This window comes from Rhizobium sp. ZW T2_16 (assembly GCF_044987325.1).
In the GTDB taxonomy this organism is placed as follows: Bacteria; Pseudomonadota; Alphaproteobacteria; order Rhizobiales; family Rhizobiaceae; genus Neorhizobium; species Neorhizobium cellulosilyticum.
The window spans coordinates 132,813-149,273 of the sequence record NZ_JBJDRG010000002.1 but is presented as its reverse complement, the minus strand read 5'-3'; the positions used below and the strand labels follow the sequence as shown (position 1 = coordinate 149,273).

The 16,461-nt window shown below is 59.8% G+C and carries 15 protein-coding genes; 4 read left to right on the top strand and 11 right to left on the bottom strand.

Annotated elements, in window-relative coordinates; genetic code table 11:
• Positions 1–71 precede the first annotated feature (71 nt).
• The 3 genes from ubiA to ACI3K0_RS06205 all read right to left on the bottom strand — a co-directional run bounded on the left by ubiA (position 72) and on the right by ACI3K0_RS06205 (position 4,972).
• Positions 72–1,022 carry a 4-hydroxybenzoate octaprenyltransferase gene (gene ubiA / locus ACI3K0_RS06215; protein WP_404945289.1) on the bottom strand — a complete coding sequence of 317 codons (951 nt, stop codon included), beginning with the start codon at positions 1,020–1,022 and terminating at the stop codon, positions 72–74.
• A 220-nt stretch (positions 1,023–1,242) separates the two neighbouring features.
• On the bottom strand, positions 1,243–2,499 hold the full coding sequence (locus ACI3K0_RS06210; RefSeq protein ID WP_148142861.1) for a cyclopropane-fatty-acyl-phospholipid synthase family protein: 1,257 nt from the start codon (positions 2,497–2,499) through the stop codon (positions 1,243–1,245).
• A 172-nt stretch (positions 2,500–2,671) separates the two neighbouring features.
• Positions 2,672–4,972, bottom strand: coding sequence for a Tex family protein (locus tag ACI3K0_RS06205; RefSeq protein ID WP_183823050.1), 2,301 nt, complete (start codon positions 4,970–4,972; stop codon positions 2,672–2,674).
• 227 nt (positions 4,973–5,199) lie between these two features.
• On the opposite strand from ACI3K0_RS06205, the gene ACI3K0_RS06200 reads away from it, so the two are divergent.
• From ACI3K0_RS06200 to ACI3K0_RS06185, 4 genes are all read left to right on the top strand, one after another.
• On the top strand, positions 5,200–5,382 hold the full coding sequence (locus ACI3K0_RS06200; protein WP_148142863.1) for a hypothetical protein: 183 nt from the start codon (positions 5,200–5,202) through the stop codon (positions 5,380–5,382).
• Positions 5,383–5,537: 155 nt separating this feature from the next.
• Positions 5,538–6,809: a phosphoribosylamine--glycine ligase gene (gene purD / locus ACI3K0_RS06195; protein ID WP_183823052.1), complete on the top strand. Its 1,272-nt coding sequence runs from the start codon at positions 5,538–5,540 to the stop codon at positions 6,807–6,809.
• A gap of 126 nt (positions 6,810–6,935) precedes the next feature.
• The gene (locus ACI3K0_RS06190; RefSeq protein WP_148142865.1) at positions 6,936–7,412 is read left to right on the top strand and encodes a plant virulence effector HPE1-like domain-containing protein; all 477 of its coding nucleotides are present in this window, start codon (positions 6,936–6,938) and stop codon (positions 7,410–7,412) included.
• Between the two features lie 279 nt (positions 7,413–7,691).
• Positions 7,692–9,524, top strand: a complete 1,833-nt coding sequence (locus ACI3K0_RS06185) for a methyl-accepting chemotaxis protein (RefSeq protein WP_148142866.1) — start codon at positions 7,692–7,694, stop codon at positions 9,522–9,524.
• Between the two features lie 153 nt (positions 9,525–9,677).
• Here ACI3K0_RS06185 and ACI3K0_RS06180 read toward each other — a convergent pair whose 3' ends face one another.
• From ACI3K0_RS06180 to ACI3K0_RS06145, 8 genes are all read right to left on the bottom strand, one after another.
• Positions 9,678–10,172 carry a DUF523 domain-containing protein gene (locus ACI3K0_RS06180; protein WP_183823055.1) on the bottom strand — a complete coding sequence of 165 codons (495 nt, stop codon included), beginning with the start codon at positions 10,170–10,172 and terminating at the stop codon, positions 9,678–9,680.
• A complete protein-coding gene (locus ACI3K0_RS06175; RefSeq protein ID WP_183823057.1) occupies positions 10,169–10,474 on the bottom strand; it encodes a type II toxin-antitoxin system RelE/ParE family toxin in 306 nt (101 codons plus the stop codon). Before ACI3K0_RS06175 ends, ACI3K0_RS06180 begins: the two co-directional genes overlap by 4 nt.
• Positions 10,471–10,716, bottom strand: coding sequence for a type II toxin-antitoxin system ParD family antitoxin (locus ACI3K0_RS06170; RefSeq protein WP_183823059.1), 246 nt, complete (start codon positions 10,714–10,716; stop codon positions 10,471–10,473). Before ACI3K0_RS06170 ends, ACI3K0_RS06175 begins: the two co-directional genes overlap by 4 nt.
• 121 nt (positions 10,717–10,837) lie before the next feature.
• On the bottom strand, positions 10,838–13,168 hold the full coding sequence (gene glyS, locus ACI3K0_RS06165) for a glycine--tRNA ligase subunit beta (RefSeq protein WP_183823061.1): 2,331 nt from the start codon (positions 13,166–13,168) through the stop codon (positions 10,838–10,840).
• Positions 13,169–13,278: 110 nt separating this feature from the next.
• Complete coding sequence (locus ACI3K0_RS06160; RefSeq protein ID WP_183823063.1) at positions 13,279–13,602, bottom strand: type II toxin-antitoxin system PemK/MazF family toxin; 324 nt, start codon at positions 13,600–13,602, stop codon at positions 13,279–13,281.
• A 2-nt stretch (positions 13,603–13,604) separates the two neighbouring features.
• Positions 13,605–13,823 (bottom strand): antitoxin MazE family protein, encoded by a 219-nt coding sequence (locus tag ACI3K0_RS06155; RefSeq protein WP_183823065.1) that lies wholly within the window; start codon positions 13,821–13,823, stop codon positions 13,605–13,607.
• A gap of 64 nt (positions 13,824–13,887) precedes the next feature.
• Positions 13,888–15,807 (bottom strand): DUF2207 domain-containing protein, encoded by a 1,920-nt coding sequence (locus tag ACI3K0_RS06150; RefSeq protein WP_183823067.1) that lies wholly within the window; start codon positions 15,805–15,807, stop codon positions 13,888–13,890.
• Positions 15,808–15,821: 14 nt separating this feature from the next.
• Positions 15,822–16,373 carry a LemA family protein gene (locus ACI3K0_RS06145; RefSeq protein ID WP_183823069.1) on the bottom strand — a complete coding sequence of 184 codons (552 nt, stop codon included), beginning with the start codon at positions 16,371–16,373 and terminating at the stop codon, positions 15,822–15,824.
• Positions 16,374–16,461 lie beyond the last annotated feature (88 nt).

Genomic DNA, 16,461 nt, shown 5'->3' with positions numbered 1-16,461 from the left:
GAACCTGCAAGGCGCAGCGCAAAGCCCGGCTTCAACAAGCCGGGCTTTCTCAGTTCAGCATCATCGCTGTCTCAGAAAATGAGCGAGAGAAGCAGGCCAGCAAAGAGGATTGCGCCGACACGATTGTTGGAGAGGAACAGGTCCCGGCACTGGGCGGTATTGCGGATATCCAGAATGAGAATCTGCCAGCCGAGCATAATGACCATAGCAATCAGCCCGACATAGGCGAAGAAACCGGCACCGGCTGCGATAAAGGACAAGAAAAGAAACAGGACGGTGACGCCGTAGAGCCCGACAAGGCAGGGTTTTGCCTTGTCACCGAACAGCCGTGCAGTAGAGCGAACACCGATCAGTTCATCATCCTCGATATCCTGATAGGCATAGATCGTGTCGTAACCGATCGTCCAGGCAACGGCACCGATATAGAGAAACACCGGCGCCCAGGAGAGCGATCCGAAGATTGCCGCCCAGCCCATCAGCGCGCCCCAGGAGAATGCGAGCCCAAGGAAGAACTGCGGCCAATCGGTAAAACGTTTGGCAAAGGGATAGATGGCGACGACAGCGAGCGAGGCTATGCCGAGCACGATCGAGAAGGTGTTGAACTGAATGAGGACAAGCAGTCCGACCAGCGCCTGCAGGATGATGAACACCTTGGCACCGAAACGGGACACACGACCAGATGGCAGCGGGCGCGAGCGGGTGCGCGCCACTTCCATGTCGATATCGTGGTCGACGAGATCGTTATAGGCACAGCCTGCGCCACGCATGGCGACCGAGCCTATGAACATCAGGAAAAGATAGAAGATGATCGTGCCTGCCGATGGCTCCAGACCATCGGGTGCCGCGTCCGCCGCAAGAGCGATGGACCAGAAGCACGGCCACATCAGAAGCTGCCAGCCGATCGGGCGGTCCCAGCGGGCAAGCTGGGAATATCCCCATAGCGATCGCGGCAGCACGCGATAGACAAAATTGTCGGAAGGGGCATCGGCCACGCGAGCGGCATCATTTGGGGCGTTTGTCATCATGCCGAGGTTCTAGCGCCGGGGATTTGGGGTGGTCAAGGAGATGGAAGAATCATCGCCTTCAAGTCCCCCTCTGGCCTGCCGGCCATCTCCCCCACAAGGGGGGGAGAAGACCCGTGGCGGCCTCTTGCCAATTTCTCACCGGAGGGATCGGCCGGGTTAAGCCCTCCCCCTTGTGGGGAGGGTTTGCAGGGGTCTTCTGCCCCCAGCTGGGCCACCATCACACCGCAATCTTGTCCAGCGGCAACCGGCTCTGTTCAAACGCCCGCAACTCGGCTTCCCGCTCATAGATGTAGTCGCGCGTATCAGGCACGGCCTGGCGCTTCTTGACGATCTGGATCTGGAAGATGTGGAAGGCTTCGTGGGTGAAGGCCATTTCGGACGCTGCGAGATAGAATTCCCACATCCTGACGAAACGGTCGTCATAAAGCGCTGCCGCCTTTTCCCTGTTGGCCATGAAGCGCTCGCGCCAGTGGCGCAGCGTATAGGCGTAATGCATTGGCAGGATTTCAACGTCGGAGACCAGCAGTCCCGCCTTTTCGATCGCCGGAAGCACTTCCGCCAGAGACGGGATATAACCGCCCGGGAAGATGTACTTTTCGATCCACGGATTGTTGTAGATCGCCGGATAGGGCTGGCCGATCGAATGCAACACCATCACGCCGTCATCGGCGAGCACATCGTTCACCTTGTTGAAGAACTTTTTGTAGTTCAGGCGGCCGACATGTTCGAACATTCCGACGGAGACGATGCGATCGTAGCTCTTGGTCGGCGGGAGGTAATAATAGTCCTGCAACTCGAAACGGACGCTGTTGGCGAGACCCCGCCTGGCGGCGCGTTCGCGGGAGATCTTGAGCTGCTCGGTCGACAGCGTGATGCCGGTCACGTCGATACCGGAGCTTTCCGACAGATACATCGCCATGCCGCCCCAGCCGGAGCCGATTTCCAGCGCCTTCTGGCCGGGCTCTGCCAGAAGCTTTGCCACGATATGGCGTTTCTTGGCGATCTGCGCCTCGTCCAGCGAAATGCCGGGCGGGTTGAAGTAGGCGCAAGAATATTGCCAGTCCTCGTCGAGAAACAGCGAGAACAGCTTTTCGTCGAGATCGTAGTGATGCGAGACGTTCTTGCGATTGTGGTTGATCGGAACGCGATTACGGAACTGCGCCTCGATCATGCGGCCGATGCCGCGGACGATCATGCCGAATGTCAGGCCTTCGGACAGGGTGTTGTCCTTGATCAGGGCCAGGAACTCATAGATGTCGCCTTCTTCCACAAGGAGACGGCCATCCATGTAGAGCTGGCCGAGTTGCAACTGCGGATCACGCAGAAGCGCCAATTCCGATGCCTCGTCGGTGAAGCGGATGGCCACCGACCGACCTCCCCCTCCTCCATATCGCTGTTCGCCTCCCGTCCCACGGACGGTGAGAGTGCCTATCTTGATGATTTTGCTAAGAAGATCGTGAAGGGACGAGTTCACGGACCCACCTCCTGAATACTAAGGGAACCTTACTATTTTTCGAAATCTAGCGTCTATTCCTCGGACTGCAAGCACATTCCGGTCATGAAAATGACACGAAACAGCACGCCGTCAAACGGGTTGTTTGACGGCGCACACCTAATGGTAGCAACGGCATCGAAGCTTGTAAAATTCAGCGCTTTTTTAAAGCTTCTGCGAGCGCTGCGCCGAAAGCGCCTTGTGAAGAAGGCTTTTCGGTCTTCATGAATTTTTGATTGGCGGGGCGTTCATTTTTGCCCGGACCACGCGGCGGCGGGGCGCTTTCGCCTCCATCCTTGCGCATTGTCAAGCCGATTCGCTTGCGCTTGACGTCCACCTCGACTACCCGAACCTTCACCACATCACCCGCCTTGACGACTTCATGCGGGTCCTTGACGAACTTGTCGGCCAGTTGCGAGACGTGGACGAGACCGTCCTGATGCACGCCGATATCGACGAAGGCGCCGAAGGCCGCAACGTTCGTCACGGTACCTTCCAGCAGCATGCCGGGCTTGAGATCGGTGATCTCATCGACACCTTCCGCAAAAGTGGCGGTCTTGAAGCTCGGGCGCGGGTCGCGGCCGGGCTTTTCCAGTTCGGCGATGATGTCCTTCACCGTCGGCAGACCGAACTGCTCGTCGATGAACTGGCGCGGATCGACCGACTTCAACGCGGCGCTGTCGCCCATCAGGGTGCGCAGGTCGCGGCCACAGGCGGCAACAATCTTCTTTGCCACGCCATAGGCTTCCGGGTGGACGGAGGAGGCATCGAGTGGCTCCTTGCCGTTCGGAATACGCAGGAAGCCTGCAGCCTGCTCAAACGTGCGGTTGCCTAGGCGCGCGACCTTCAGAAGATCCTTGCGGCTTGCGAAAGCGCCATTCAAATCGCGATGGGCAACGATCGCTTCAGCAATGGATTTACTCAAGCCCGAAACGCGGGCGAGCAGCGGCGCAGACGCCATATTGAGATCGACGCCAACGGCATTCACCGCATCTTCGACGACGGCATCGAGCGAGCGGGCGAGCTTGCCCTGATCGACATCGTGCTGGTACTGGCCGACGCCGATCGCCTTGGGTTCGATCTTGACCAGTTCGGCCAGCGGGTCCTGCAGGCGGCGGGCGATGGAGACCGCGCCGCGCAGCGACACGTCGAGCCCAGGGAATTCGGCGGCTGCCGTTTCCGAGGCGGAATAGACCGAGGCGCCGGCTTCCGACACGATAACCTTGGTCGGCTTGGCCCCCGGCAGGGATGACAGCATATCGGCCACCAGCTTTTCCGTCTCGCGGCTGCCGGTACCGTTGCCGATGGCGATCAGTTCGACATCATGCTTGCGGATCAGCGAGGCAAGTTCAGCCTGGGTACCGCGCAGGTCGTTCTTCGGCGGGAAAGGATAGACGGTCGAGGTGTCGATCAGCTTGCCGGTGGCATCGACGATCGCGACCTTGACGCCAGTGCGGATGCCCGGATCGAGGCCCATGGTCGAGCGGGAACCGGCAGGAGCGGCCAGAAGCAGGTCCTTGAGATTACGCGCGAAGACGTGAATTGCATCCTCTTCGGAGCGCTCGCGCATTTCCCGCATCAGATCGAGCGACAGGGAGACAGAGAGCTTGACGCGCCAGGTCCAGCCGGCAGCCTCCATCAGCCACAGGTCGCCCTTGCCAGAGCCGCGGATTTCAAACGCAGCGGCAATGATGCGCTGTGCCGGCTTGACCGGGGATGTGTCGTCGGCATCGACATCTATCGTCAGCGTTAGCATTTCCTCATTCCAGCCGCGCAGCATGGCGAGTGCACGGTGGCCGGGAACGGTTGCCCAGCGCTCCGTGTGATCGAAATAGTCGGCGAACTTTGCGCCCGCCTCCTGCTTGCCATCGACCACCTTGGCGCGGAGAACGGCGCCATCGCGCATATGCTGGCGCAGGCGGCCGAGAAGATCGGCATTTTCGGAGATGGTTTCGGCAACGATATCGCGCGCGCCATCGAGCGCCGTCTTCAGGTCGGCGACTTCACCCTGAACATAGTCTTGCGCAAGCTTTGCCGGGTCGGCGTTGCGATCTGCCCAGATGGCTTCGGCGAGCGGGCCAAGGCCCCGCTCGCGGGCGATCTCGGCGCGGGTACGGCGCTTCGGCTTGTAGGGAAGATAAAGGTCTTCCAGTTCGGCCTTGGTGGCGGCAACGGCAAGCTTGGCCGCCAGTTCGTCGGTCATCTTGCCCTGGGTATTGATGCTGTCGACGATCGAGACGCGGCGGGCTTCCAGCTCACGCAGATAGACGAGGCGCTCGGCGAGATTGCGAAGCTGCGTATCGTCGAGGCCACCGGTCACTTCCTTACGATAGCGCGCGATGAAGGGAACCGTCGCGCCTTCATCCAGCAGACCGATCGCCGCCTTCGCCTGATCCGGGCGCGCGTTGATTTCTGCGGCAATCGCAAGGCTGAGTTTTTGGATGTCGGCGGCCATGGAAGTCCTCGTCTAGATCGGGAGGCGCGACCATAGTCAAACTTTGCGGCAAGACAACACTGCCTTTCCCTGCGCTCACAGGATGATGAAGCAGCCTGTGCCAAAACGGACCGGCATTCACAAATCGATAACCGTCACCCGGTGGATAAAGACGTGACATCTTCTCGCATTCGTCGCGCCACCTATAGTTAGCGACGCCGCATGATGCGGTACGCATGGAGGTATGAATGCCCAGAAGAATCGCCACCCAACTCGCCCGTGATGAGGCGGTGGGCTCCGAAGAGCTGGAGGCCGCCATCATCTACCTGAGCGAAAAGATAAAAGATGCGGCCAAAAGAGACGAACCGGTTCCCTTCCTCGCCTATAGAAATCGACTGATTTTCGAAACGACACTGGCGTTGCGCCGGTAGGAGCATGCACGCTCTAGAAACATATCATCAAGGCGGTGCCGACCCTGTTATCCCTGTGGGGCCGGCCGCCAACCGGGTGCATATCGGCCGCAGACCCTTGACCTTTGCGGCAACGGGCCTTAACCGCCCCAGTGAAACAACCATGAGGGCGGTTTATGAAGGTTCTGCTGATCGGCTCAGGCGGCCGCGAACATGCACTGGCGTGGAAGCTCGCACAGTCTCCCAAACTGACTGCCCTTTATGCCGCTCCGGGCAATCCCGGTATCGCGGAACATGCCCAGATCGCTTCCCTTGACGTCGATGATCATGGCGCAGTTGCCGAATTCTGCCTGACCAATGGTATCGACTTCGTCGTGGTCGGTCCGGAAGGTCCGCTGGTGGCCGGTATCGCCGACGTGCTGCGTTCCAAGAACATCGTCGTATTTGGACCATCGGCCGCGGCAGCCCAGCTCGAAGGCTCCAAGGGTTTCACCAAGGATATCTGCGCCCGCTACAATATCCCGACCGGAGCCTATCGCCGCTTCACCAATGGTGAAGAAGCCAAGGCCTATGTGACCGAGCAGGGCGCGCCGATCGTGGTCAAGGCGGACGGACTTGCCGCCGGCAAGGGTGTCACCGTGGCAATGACGGTCGAAGAAGCACTTGCCGCGATCGACGACTGCTTCGACGGCGCCTTCGGGGCAGCCGGTGCGGAAGTCGTGGTCGAGGCCTATCTCGATGGCGAGGAGGCAAGCTTCTTCTGCCTTTCCGACGGCAAGACCGCGCTGGCGCTGGCAACCGCGCAGGACCACAAGCGTGTGGGCGACGGCGACACCGGACCGAACACGGGCGGCATGGGCGCCTATTCCCCTGCCCCGGTGATGACGCCCGAAATGGTCGAGCGGACGATGAAGGAAATTATCGAGCCGACCATCCGCGGCATGGCGGAAAGCGGCCATCCGTTCACCGGCGTCTTCTTTGCCGGCCTGATGATCACCCAGAAGGGTCCGGAACTGATCGAATACAATGTCCGCTTCGGCGACCCGGAATGCCAGGTGCTGATGATGCGGCTGAAGAGCGATCTTCTCGAACTGCTCTATGCCGCCGCAACCGGCACCCTCAATCAGGTCGAGGCGCTGTGGAACGACGATGTGGCGCTGAGCGTCGTCATGGCATCCAAGGGTTATCCCGCCGCCTATGACAAGAACACGCCGATCGCCAAATTGCCGTCAACCGGCAGAGGCGAGAAGATCTTCCATGCCGGCACCGCGATCAAGGACGGACAGCTGGTTGCGACCGGCGGCCGGGTGCTGAACGTTACGGCGATCGGCCATAATGTCCGCGAGGCACAGGCCGGGGCCTATTCGCTCGTAGAAGGCATCACCTGGGAAAACGGTTTCTGCCGCCGCGATATCGGCTGGCGTGCGGCCGCGCGCGAGAATTCCTGACAGCTTGGCCGCATGCCTTCTGCTGATGCGGCCGATCGTTACAGTTTAAGCCGTTATTTACCGGTTCTCCTGACGGGATCGAAACCACTGATGGACTATGCATGATGCAAAGAGAGGATTTGCATCATGCGCCATCTGGCCCTCACAGCCTTCGTGCTTTTCGCCGGTACTGCCCAGGCGCAGTCTGTAATGCCATTTCCGGGCAATACGCAGGGAACGACCCCAAGCATGCTGAGCTTGACTTGCGAAACCTGCCCTCCTCTCAAGAAGGCCGAAGACAGTAACTACAAGGTTCCCGAGCTGAAAGGCAGCATCCAATCGGTCTCGCTTATGGAGATCGACGGCCAGAAGAAGATCGTACGTACCGATGCTTGGATGGGCGGCTCGCCGGTCGTCCATATCAGCAAGGTACCGGACTGGATGAACATCGATCAGATGCAGGCTGTGATTGCGACCACGAGCGGCAGATATGTCCAGACAGAGGTCCAGACCGCGAGCCATCAAGCTGACCCGATCGACCTTGAGTCAAAGACAGGCGCCGTGGAGAAAAGCACCTTCAGCGAGCAGAAGATAAAAGACACTCCACTTAGGTTGAGTGAATAACGAGAGCTGCTTATTTCGCCATCCGCAAGATACACTATTCCTAATACTTCTACCCTGACTTGTTAAATTCCCTATCGGGCTGAAAATTCGCGATAACGTTCGATAATATATCCGTTATCATCGGCCATCCGCCAAAAACTTAAATTTTTATTCAAAGATACAGGGCATTTTTAGCCTTGTGCGATGCAGCACGAATTTTGCGCAGGATGCGCTCCTTCCCAACACTTGAAGTTTATTCGGCTGCCGGACAATGGCGGTCGGTATGGTCGCGAGGATTCCATGAAGAACCTGAAGATCTCCCATCAGCTCGTCCTGCTCGTGCTGACATTAATGGTCGCCTTCGCGGTCGGTACCTATTTCGAACTACGCGCATCCACCAGCGCGATCTATGCAGAGCGTTACGGAATGCTGCGCAGCCAAGTGGAATCCGGCATCGGCATTCTGAAGAAATTCCAGGAGCGTGAAGCGGCTGGCGAGCTGACGCGCGAGGACGCCCAGAAACAGGCCTTCGCAGCTGTCTCCGCCATGACCTTCAAGCCGGACGGTTATCTCTATGCCTATGACTATGACGTGACGATGCGCCTGCATCCAGACCCCAAGCGTCTCGGCCAGAATTTCAAGGGCAAGCCCGACAGCCAGGGCTTCATGTATCGCGACGAGTTGGTCAAGCTCGCCCGTGCCGGCGGCGGCACTGCAGACTTCCTTGGGCCCAAGCCCGGCGAACAGGGCGAGGATTTCCGCAAGAGCTCCTATGCGCTCGCTTTCGAACCCTGGCAGTTGGTTCTCGTTACCGGCGTCTATGTCGATGACCTCGAAGCCCAGGTCCGCTCGGACATCATGAAGGCCGTCGGCATCGGAGCCGGCATCCTTGTGCTTGCCGCCATCCTTGCACTGATTGTCATCCGCAACATTTCCGGACCGCTCAGCGATATCCGCAACGCGCTGAACGCCGTTGCCGACGAGGATGTCAATCTCAAGATCCCGCATACGGGCATGACGAACGAAGTGGGCCTGATGGCCCGCGCCACCGAAGCCCTGCAGCAGAAGGTGCGCGAGCGCCATGCGATGGAAGAACGCCAACAGCGCCAACAGGAGGAACTCGACGGCGAGCGCCAGCAGAACCTCGACATGCAGCGCGACGAGGCCAAATTGCAGGCCCGCGTCGTCTCCACGATCGGCTCCGCTCTCGAAAACCTCGCCAAGGGCGACCTCACGGTTCGCTGCGGCGATCTCGGCAGTCGCTATGCCGGCCTGCGCGACAACTTCAACGAGGCGCTCGGCCATCTCGAAGCTGCCATGTCCAAGGTCAATGCCAAGGGCATCGATATCGGCGGCTCGAAGGAGGAAATCCGTCGCGCTTCCAACGAGCTGTCGCAGCGCACCGAGCGCCAGGCGGCAAGTCTGGAAGAAACTTCGGCGGCTCTCGACGAACTGACGGTTGCCGTCAAGCAGACCGCTGACGGCGCTCGCGAGGCGGCCCAGCGGGTCGTCACGGTCAGCGGCGAAGCGAACCGCAGCGATGCCGTGGTTGCCGAAGCGATCGAGGCGATGAGCGGTATCGAGCAATCCTCCGGCGAGATTTCCAAGATCATCGGCGTCATCGACGAGATCGCGTTCCAGACCAACCTGCTGGCGCTCAATGCCGGCGTCGAGGCCGCGCGTGCCGGCGAAAGCGGCAAGGGTTTTGCCGTCGTCGCCCAGGAAGTGCGTGAACTCGCCCAGCGTTCGGCAGCCGCCGCCAAGGAGATCAAGGACCAGATCTCGCATTCCTCGCATCAGGTGGAAAATGGCGTTCGCTTGGTGGGCGAGGCCGGCGAAGCGCTCAAGCGAATTTCGAGCCAGGTAAAGGCGGCAAGCGACATCGTCAGCAAGATCGCCGATTCCGCCGCAGAGCAGGATTCGACACTGCGTTCGATCTCCTCGTCGCTCAACCATCTCGACCAGGCAACCCAGCAGAACGCCGCCATGGCGGAAGAGACCACGGCCTCTGCGGAAGCGCTCGCAGTCGATACCGAGGACCTCCTGAACCTGATCCGAGGCTTCCGCGTCAGCGGTTCGAAACACGCCGACAGCCTGCGCGACATGGCCGGCCAGATGCGCATGGCAAGCTAATTTACACTATCTAGGTTCCGCCCTAGTCGGGCGGAGTGCTCACCAAGTTACGCGGGGGACGCGGGGATGAAAGCCGTCAGGACAATATGGTCCGGCGGCTTTCTCTTTTCAGTACTTTTTCGGGATCCGCGCGATAGCGGCAAACGGGCGGCGTCAGGCTTTTGCCAACAGCTCCACCAGTTCCTCCACCTGGCGATCTGAACACACGACGATACCTGCCTGCTCCAGAAGCGCAGCCGTCACGCCGTTGCCTGCGTGTCTCAGCCCCTCGAACGATCCGTCATAGATAAAGCCCGAGCCACAGGATGGGCTGCCGTCGATCAGAAGCGCGTGGGTGCAGCCATGCGCCTGCGCAAATTCCAGCGCGTGACGGGCACCCGCGACGAAGGCCTCGGTCACATCACCGCCGGTGATCTCCATGACCCGCGCCCGCCCCTCAAGCACATCGGCCCCGGTCATGCCCTTCTCGATCTCGGCAGGCGGCCGCGGCACGCCCATGCCGCCGGCCAGCTCCGGGCAGATCGTCACCAGCCTCCCCTCCTCCCGCCACCGATCGATCGCCGGATGGACGAGCGGCTTTCCCTTGCCGTCATAACGGACGGCATGGCCGAGAAGGCAGGCGCTGATGAGGATTTTGGAGACTGTCATTGCTGTTCGTCGAGATGGCGGCGGATATCGACCTTTTCGTGGAGGATACGAACGATTTCGACCTGCCCGTCATCAGCGCATACATAAAAAATGAGATGGTGGTCGCATAGAAAGCGGCGATAGCCGGGCATGATCGTATCTACCTGTTGCCCGAGACCTTGATTGGTCCCAAGCAAAACGAACATATCGAACAAGCGGGAGACATAGGTCTCAGCCTGCTCAGTGGACCAGATATTGGCAGTATATAACCAGATATCGTCAAGATCTGCCTCGGCAGTCGGGCGTAGACGATAGACTTTCATCGCCCATGCTTTTCACGCATCCGGGACAGGAACTCATCCCGATCGACGTAATGCGCAGGGCCGCTATTCTCGCTCTCGATCAGCAATTCGCGCAGCCTCTCGATCTTCATCTGCTCTTCCTCGAGCATGCGAAGCCCCGCCTCGATAACCTCGTCAACGGTCTCGAAGCGTCCGCTTTCCAACTCGCGCGAGACGAAGCTTGCGGCCTGATCGCTGACGGTCACTTGCACGGGCTTGTTCATCGAAGGCTCCTGGAGAAATCCACACTCAGTTTAACACGGAGCGCAGCGCAGAAAAAAGCCCCGGATTAGCGGGGCTTTTGAAAGTTCGGATGGATTGCGTCTGCTTTTGCAGAGCCGCGCCTTACCCGCTGATCTTGGAGAAATCCGCAACCGTGCCGGTCGCCTCGCGGATGGCTTTCAGGAGGGCCAGGCGGTTGGCGCGGATGGCGGTGTCCTCGTCGTTGACCAGAACATCCTCGAAGAATTTGTCGACCGGCGCGCGCAGCTGTGACAGGGCTTCCATGGCGGAGCGGTATTCTTTCTTCGATACCGCTTCGGAGGTTTCCTTAGAGGCCACCTGGACCGCAGCCCAAAGCGCCTTTTCGGCATCGAGCTTCAGGAGTTCGCCGGAAACGCCCTCGGCAATAACGGTGCCCTTCTTCTCTTCGGCGGCAAGCAGCTGTGTAGCGCGCTTGGTGCCAGCCAGCAGGTTCTGGCCGTCTTCGGAGGAGATGAAGGAGGTCAGCGCTTCTGCCCGACGGGCTGCGAGCAGGAGATCATCGGTCTCCGGCGTCAGTACCGAGTCGATGATGTCGTGACGGGCGCCCATATCGCGCAGGTAGACTTTCAGGCGGTCATGGAAGAAGGACAGGAGGTCGTTCTGAACTCGATAGATCCCGTGAAACACGTGATCCGACCATCCTTCGATGACGGGCGAAGAACTATCAAATTCCTCAACCATTTCTGGGCGGTTCAGTATCTCCGCTGCAGCACTTACGCTTTTCCCCATCTCAGAGAAGAACCTCTCTGCGTCCGAATTTAGAACGGGAATAGCCGCATTTTCGATCTGCTTGAGGAGCGGCAACTCGACACTCCGCTCCAAGAGAATGCGCACAACACCCAGAGCCGCACGGCGCAGCGCATACGGGTCCTTCGAGCCGGTCGGCTTTTCGTCGATGGCCCAGAAGCCGGTAAGCGTATCGAGCTTGTCGGCGAGCGCGACGGTGATTGCCACCTTGTCCTTCGGCACACGGTCGGACGGGCCTTGCGGCTTGTAGTGATCCTCGATGGCGATCGCGACGGATTCCTTTTCGCCCTGCAGACCGGCATAACGGCGGCCCATCAGGCCCTGCAGTTCGGGGAATTCGCCGACGGCCTCTGTGCGAAGGTCAGCCTTGGCGAGCACAGCCGCACGATCGACGAGGATCGGGTCGGCGCCGACGATAGGGGCCAGTTCCTTGGCCAGCGCGCGGATGCGGGCAACGCGCGCTCCTTGCGTGCCGAGCTTGGCGTGGAACGTCACGTTCAGCGCATCGAGCTTGGCCATGCGCTGGTCGAGCGGCTTCTTCAGGTCGAGATCGAATTTTTTCGCCGAGTCCACCAGCGTGCCGAGATCCGGGATATCGCCCTGGTCGCGGGTCCAGAAATGCTTGGCATCCGACAGGCGGGCGCGCACGACCTTGCCGTTACCGTGGATGATTTCCTTGCCGCCATCCTTGGCATCGATATTCGAGATCAGGATGAAATGGTTGGACAGGCCTTCTTCCACGCCTTGCGGGCGGGTAACGAAGCATTTCTGGTTGGTCTTGATCGTCAGGCGGATGATTTCAGCCGGGATTTCGAGATAGTCCTTCTCGAACGTGCCCATCAGCACATGCGGCCATTCGACCAGACCGGAAACCTCTTCGAGCAGGCCTTCGTCCTCGACCAGATCGAGGCCGCTTGCGAATGCGAGATCACGGGCATCGTGCAGGATCATGTCCTTGCGACGGTCGGCATCGAGCATGACCTTCGCCTTTTCGAGGCTTGCGACATAATCATCGAAACGGCGAACGGTGATCGCATCCGGTGCGTGGAAACGGTGACCATAGGTGACGTTGCCGGCGGTGATGCTATCGATTTCGAAGGGGATGACTTTGGTCTCGTCATGCTCGGAGCCGAAAGTGCAGATGATCGACTGCAACGGGCGCACCCAGCGCAGACTTTCCGAACCCTTGCCCTCGACGCCGCCATAGCTCGAACCCTTTGGCATGGAGGCGAAACCGGAGCGCATCGATTTCGGCCAAGGGAAGGAGCGAATGATGCCGGGCATCACGTCTGCAATAATCTCTTCGGCGGCGCGGCCGGCCTTGGAGACGATGGCGACATAGAAATCGCCCTTCTTCGGATCGGTGGCGACCTGGGCTTCGGAGATATCCGAAAGTCCGGCCTTGCGCAGGAAACCGGCAATCGCCTGTTCCGGCGCCTTGGTGGACGGTCCCTTGATTTCCTCGCGCAGATCGGCCGAACGGGCTGTCAGGCCGCGGATATCGAGCGTCAGGCGACGCGGTGTCCAGTATTCGCGCGCACCTTCATAGGTCAGGCCTGCATCCACCAGCGCGTCGGTCACGAGCTTTTTCAGGTCACCCGCCGCCTTGCGCTGCATGCGGGCAGGAATTTCCTCGGAGCGAAGTTCTAGAAGCAGGTCGGGCATGGGGCTCAAGTCTTTGCGCTTAAAAATAATGACGTGGCGGGCTTAGCAAGCCCATCCGCAAAAGTCATCAGGTCTGATTGGGAAAGTGGCGGCTAGGCCGCCGGTAAAGCTCAGACCAGGCCGAGAAACACCGCAAGCGATCTGGTGACGGCAAGCAGCGTTTCGTCTTCGAGGCGGCCGATAACGAGGCCGAGCTCGTCACGCTTTACCGACATGGCCTTGTCGATCATGATCTGGGAGGTCTTCTGCAGGCCGTTTAAAGAGGAAGGCTCAACCCTCACCCGGATCAACGGCGCCTCGACAAGAGCGGAAGAAATAAGCAGCACGGTCACCGTGCCGGTCTCGTAAAATAGGTCCGCTTGGATGACTAGTGCCGGGCGTGGTTTACCGAAATCACCAGAGACCCCAATGGTAACGAGATCGCCACGCCGCATGGTCAGCCTTCGTCATCAAGGTCGGCAAGCGTCGCATCCAGAATTGCATCGAGATCACGATCGGCGGCATCCGCGGCGGCGGCAATTTTGGCCTGACGGCGGCATTCCGCCGCAAACCCCGGTCGACGCGTATCAGGTACCCAAATCTGCACCGGACGCAGACCGGATGCTCTCAGGGCATCCCGATGCTTCTGTACTCTTCTGCCAACGGAAGCGGGCATTTTCACCTCCAAGGATCGCGTTACATGTAACGTAGTCGATCAGCTTGCAGAATTCAAGCAGCAGCTACCATCCTCCACCGCCTCCGCCGCCGCCCCCGCCGCCGGAAAAACCGCCACCTGTCGAGAAGCCGGAGGAAGACGACGAGGATTTCGGGGTCGGGATGGTGGACTGGATGGTCTGCGACATGGATGACGAGAAGCCGCCGATGCGATCGCCAAAACTGCCGAAACCGTCACCGTGATACCAGGTCGAGCTATAGGCTGCGGCACCGGCGGCAACCGCCGTTGCCAGCCATGCCTCGAATGCCTCGCTCCACGGTTTTTCGACGCCGAGCGCTACGGCATAGGGCAAGAGCTTTTCGAAATGCTGCGGCGACATGGAAGGGGCGCCGGCCATGTTCATCCGGTCCTTTTCGGCGACCGTCAGGTAGGTGCGCAGGCCTTCGATCTCATCCATCAGCTTGCGGCCGAGCGGGGTCGGCGCGCCCATCAGGAAGAAGAACAGCGCATTGATGAGGACGAAACCGCCGATGCCGGCGAAGACCGGCCACTGGCCATCCCCGATGCTGTCGATCATGCCGACGATGAAAGTCCCGCCAATGGAAAAGGCGACAAGGCCGAACATGGCAAGCGAGATGATCGCGACGATGCGGGCGGCAATGGTTTTCTTCCGCAGCAGTGACTTGCCGGCATTGACCGCAAAGAAGGACCAGAAGCCGCCGAACAAGACGGCGGGAAGCAGAAGCCCGAGATCATCCGGATCGATATCGCCAAAAATCAGCAACGCCGCCGCGGCCATCAGGCTGAGCAGCACGCCAAGCACGACATAGACGGTATTGTGCCTGTAATATTTGCCCCGATGTTCCTTCTCGATCGCCTGCCGGAAGGCCTTGCCGATCTCTTGTACCCGTTCGCCATTCGACTTCTCGATCGCGAATGTGTCACCCGCTGCGCCCATCTGGAACAGCATGCTCTTTTGTCCGGAGGGGAGATCCTTCAACGGCTTTCTATCGCTGATCCTGACGACAACCCGCGACTTGAGGTCTTCGAGCGTCAGATAACCCTTTACCGCAAGATCAAGCAGGCTTGCCGAAAACGCAGTCCAGCCGCCGCCGGAAAATCCCTTGTTGTCAATATAGTTGACCAGCGCCGGCGAGATGCCGGCCGGTGTATCCCAGCGCGGCACGATGACGCCGCCTTGCGGGTCACGGCCGACTCTCCGCCAGACCACGAAATAATAAAAAGCAACGACGGCGAGGCCACCGAGGGCAAGGAACAAGTTACGGTTGTCACGCCACCACCACGCACTCTCCTGATCTGCGGAAGGTGCTGTAACGATGCCCTTGGGGAAGCCGACGACTATCGTGAGGCCTTCCTCACTGCCCAGCGGGCGGGTCGTGGTGAATGTCGCCTGGCTGCCAGAAGCGCTTGCGCGGACGTCGCTGGCGGTGGAACCGTAGGCACCGGTAAAGGCAGTGGTATCCGTGACCCTGCCGCCCGGCAGCGTCACACGCGCCGAAGCCTGTGCAATGCGGAACTGCCAGCCATTCCCGGTGGCGTTCCAGTACAACTCGTCATGATCGTCGAAATAACGGATCTGCCGGTTGGTTCTGTAGGTGATGGCGTAGGTGTGCTCGCCGGGAGATAGAAACGTGTTTTCATCCCCGGCATAGATGCGGATGCCGCGGGAGATGGTTTCCGTATGAAAGGCTTCCGGGCGGCCATCGCGGGTAACGGAGACGGGCTCGAAACCGACCCGGATCGTGCGGCCTTTCGCATCCTCCATGGTCATCGGGAAATCGCGAAAAATGCCGCGGCGGATGCGATTGCCCTCGGCATTGACCGTGATCGCCTCGGTCACCGTCAGCTCACCATCGGCAGCAATCCTGATATCCGAATTGTAGCTGCGGATATATTCCTCCGCCGCAGCCGGAAGATAACCTGCCAGAACCAAGGCAAGGGCGAGGACAAGGCGCCGAAACATCAGCGACCTCCGCTTTAGAATTTCACGCTGGGAACGGCGCGATCGGCCTCGTTTTCGATCTCGAAATACTCGCGCTTGGAAAAGCCGAAGGGGCCGGCGACAAGATTGGCGGGAAAGCTCTCGACCTTGATGTTCAGGTCGCGCGCCGAGCCATTGTAATAACGCCGCGCCATCTGGATCTCGCTTTCGATCGTCTCCAGCGAAGTCTGCAGCTCGGCGAAATTCTGGTTGGCCTTGAGGTCGGGATAGGCTTCTGCGAGCGCGAACAGTTTGCCGAGCGCCTGAGAGAGCAGGCCTTCCGCCTGCGCACGACCGGCGACATCGCCGGTGGGCACCGCCTGAGCCTGATTGCGCAGCTTCACCACCTCTTCGAGCGTGCCTTTTTCGTGCGCAGCATAACCCTTCACCGTCTCGATCAGGTTGGGGACTAGATCGGCGCGGCGCTTCAGCTGCACATCGATGCCGGACCAAGCCTCTTCCGCCATCTGCCGCGCGCGGACGAGGCCGTTATAAATGACGATGACGTAGAGAGCGACGAGCGCGATAAGGCCGAGCGCGATGTACATATCGGTAATACCCCCAGTTTCTGCCGATACATCTAACGCGATCCGTCACTTATTGAATAGCTGACCGCACTAAACTTTGACGGCTTTC